This window comes from Shigella sp. FC1967, assembly GCF_001743005.1.
Lineage (GTDB): Bacteria > Pseudomonadota > Gammaproteobacteria > Enterobacterales > Enterobacteriaceae > Proteus.
In genome coordinates this window covers 1-2,180 of the sequence record NZ_MIIZ01000890.1, presented here as the reverse complement: position 1 = coordinate 2,180, position 2,180 = coordinate 1, and the positions used below count along the sequence as shown (strand labels likewise).

The window sequence follows — 2,180 nt, the reverse complement described above, 5'->3', positions numbered from 1 at the left end:
TAGTCAAGGATCTCTTCTTTGGTAGTGGTGGAAGAAAATGTTAATCACGCACTTTGCTTAATGAAAGGTAACTTTGATTGGCAACGTGAAAAGTTAACAGAAGAGCAGTATCACCAACTGAAAAAAGCGGGCATCCCTATTGAAGATGTTAAGGTAACAGGCTCTTTTTTATGGCGTAAATATGACTATGGCGATCGTCAAGTCACTCAGCAACAACTTCAACAGCAAATTATTCGTATCTTTCGTAAAGATGGCATTATTCCAACACAAGTTAACTTAGTGGGGTGGAGCCGTGGTGGTATTACTTGCCATATGTTAGCAAATGCGATGTTGGCAGATCCTCAATTAAAAGATATTCCAGTGAATATTTTTGCTATCGATCCTGTTCCGGGACCATTAAATTTCCAACCTGAAAAAGTGACGCTTGGTAAAAACGTCAAAGAATATGTTGGATTTTATGCAAAAGATGAGCGTTCAAAAGGATTTATTTGCGTGATCCCAACGGTGACGGCAGACACTAAAATGCATATTTTCCCTATTTCAGGACGCCACGCCACATTAGTGGGTAATGCTGCTATTGATGGTAGTGAAGGTGAAAATGCATTATATGCACCAGGATTAGTCGTTCGCCACTTTGCAGAAGTTTGTTTAACGCGTTGGGGCTGTGATTTATCAAATAAATTAGCCTTAACGGATACACAAATTACAGGTTATCACACCGATATTGCTAATGATGCAGATAAATATATAGCAATGCGTCGTAAAACCTATTCTATTCATGAAAGTACGGGTAAAGATGAACGCAAAGTCTCATTAGGTAAAGAGGGTAAAGCATTCTCTGAGATCCAGGGTGGACAATATAACCCATCAGTAGGTTTAGCCGCAGATTATTTATCTAATCCACAACTCTATGATGTAATTAAATAAATTATCATTTATCAGATTATAGTGATCTACATGTCGCCCACAGTGAAGTGGGCGATTTCTATTACAATCATTATCACATTATTTATCACAGTTTTCTTACTAGGAAAATGATTGTTGATTTAATATACTGACTTATGAGAGCTAACAGAATTTTATTAGACATAGACAGATTGTAGGAGGTTTCTATGCCTGAATTTACTGTTAGAGTCGAGTTATCCGATCCTGAAAATGCAGACTATGTGTTATTAACACAAAAGATGGTAAAAGAAGGATTTAAAACAGAGATTGATGGTTTGAAAGGTAAATATGTTCTGCCTGTTGCAGAGTTTAATTATCATACTGAAACTAAAGATCACAAAGAAGTTATCGAGTTGGCTTTTTCAATTGCAGAAAAAATAACCTTAAATCCTGCCATTTTAGTGACTGAAGTAAAAAACAGAGCGTGGAAAGGGTTAGAGCGACTTTGAGATTATCTTTATAAATAGATAAGCAAAGTCATAAAGGTAATAAAAGTAATAAAGGCTCATGGGGGAGTCTGAATGTATTGATATTAACGGTTTTATCGCCCATTTTCTGCATTCCTCACTAGCAAAACGGACTATCAACGTATTATTTCATTATTAGAGTAAACACACATTTTATCGATGATATTGCATTATCATTGACTGTTTTGTTGCCACTTTTAAACCAAGGGATAAAGTGCATGAATTGGATTTTAAAATCATTTTCACAACTCACCACCGATGAGCTCTACGCCATTTTAGCTTTAAGAAATCAGGTTTTTATTTGTGAACAGCAATGTGCTTATCAAGATCTTGATGGACTAGATCAAAAGACATTACATCTATTTGCGAAAGAGAAAGAGAGTCAGCAACTCATTGCTTATGCCCGCTTATTACCGCAAGGTATTGCATTTAAAGAAGCGTCAATAGGGCGGGTCATTGTTGCTCAAAATCAGCGAGGAAGTGGTATTGCACATCAGTTAATAAAAGAGGCAATTGCAACTACATGTCGCCATTTTAATACCCATACAATAAAAATAATGGCGCAGGCTTATTTAGTCTCATTTTATCAATCACACGGTTTTGTTATCGATTCGGAAACGTATCTTGAAGATAACATACCTCATATTGATATGGTGTTAGTGCAATCTGTACAATCTATGTCTGTGTAAATAAAAATAAAAAATAAAAATAAAAAATAAAAATAAAAAACAAAAATAATAAAATGGACTAACGATTGGTTACTTACGT

Annotated in this window: 3 protein-coding genes; all 3 read left to right on the top strand. The window is 35.4% G+C overall.

Going from position 1 to position 2,180, the window contains the following annotated elements:
- Positions 1 to 24 precede the first annotated feature (24 nt).
- The 3 genes from BHE89_RS15420 (at position 25) to BHE89_RS15410 (ending at position 2,101) form a co-directional block, all read left to right on the top strand.
- Positions 25 to 927, top strand: a complete 903-nt coding sequence (locus BHE89_RS15420) for a hypothetical protein (RefSeq protein ID WP_286146201.1) — start codon at positions 25 to 27, stop codon at positions 925 to 927.
- A gap of 185 nt (positions 928 to 1,112) precedes the next feature.
- Positions 1,113 to 1,394, top strand: a complete 282-nt coding sequence (locus BHE89_RS15415; RefSeq protein ID WP_069368845.1) for a hypothetical protein — start codon at positions 1,113 to 1,115, stop codon at positions 1,392 to 1,394.
- A gap of 236 nt (positions 1,395 to 1,630) precedes the next feature.
- On the top strand, positions 1,631 to 2,101 hold the full coding sequence (locus BHE89_RS15410) for a GNAT family N-acetyltransferase (protein ID WP_069368846.1): 471 nt from the start codon (positions 1,631 to 1,633) through the stop codon (positions 2,099 to 2,101).
- Positions 2,102 to 2,180 lie beyond the last annotated feature (79 nt).

What these genes read in the sequence shown, in the direction of transcription:
- BHE89_RS15415 (WP_069368845.1), top strand. Translation starts at nt 1,113, where the DNA reads ATGCCTGAATTTACTGTTAGAGTCGAGTTATCCGATCCTGAAAATGCA.
- BHE89_RS15410 (WP_069368846.1), top strand. Translation starts at nt 1,631, where the DNA reads ATGAATTGGATTTTAAAATCATTTTCACAACTCACCACCGATGAGCTC.